Origin of the sequence: Lunatimonas salinarum, from assembly GCF_017811155.1 — a bacterium.
Lineage (GTDB): Bacteria > Bacteroidota > Bacteroidia > Cytophagales > Cyclobacteriaceae > Lunatimonas > Lunatimonas salinarum.
Window position 1 is genome coordinate 1 of the sequence record NZ_JACVCV010000118.1, and the last position, 480, is coordinate 480.

General features: G+C 46.2%; 1 protein-coding gene. It reads right to left on the reverse strand.

Features of this window, described 5'->3' with window-relative positions; genetic code table 11:
• Positions 1–368: hypothetical protein (locus tag IAQ59_RS22150; protein ID WP_209333029.1), on the reverse strand; the 368-nt coding region annotated here is incomplete at its 3' end.
• Positions 369–480: the final 112 nt, after the last annotated feature.

Consider the following 480-nt stretch of genomic DNA (forward strand, 5'->3'; position numbering starts at 1 on the left):
GATCCTATACCCGTAAAACTCCCAGTCAATTCCATAGCTCTTTCAAAATTGGTTCTACCAAAACCATTGTCAAGGCCATAGAAATCCCTGAATCCATCGGTATCCATCGACATCCAATTATGATAGGGATCCCTATACTGATCAGACCAGTGATTCCCCGAACCCGGGCCGGTAAATCCGCCAGCCTTTGGCATAAGGTCAAAGGGATTCTGGGAGTAGTTTGATGCATAGGTATTCCCCGTACCCCACATTCCTGCATCATCCCCCATCAATCCCATCGGGTCACTGTAGCGTACCGGGTTGTTAAACCCAAAGTGGTAGGGACTTAGGCCCGGCACCATGGCGGTCAAGGGGATAAATATACACATATCCCGGTTCTGATATCGTCATCGGGCCGACATTTAGGTAAATCGGACGCTGCCTTACTGATCTACTTAAAGCTGGAATTTATCAGGTTATATTTTTAGCTAAATATTCTAA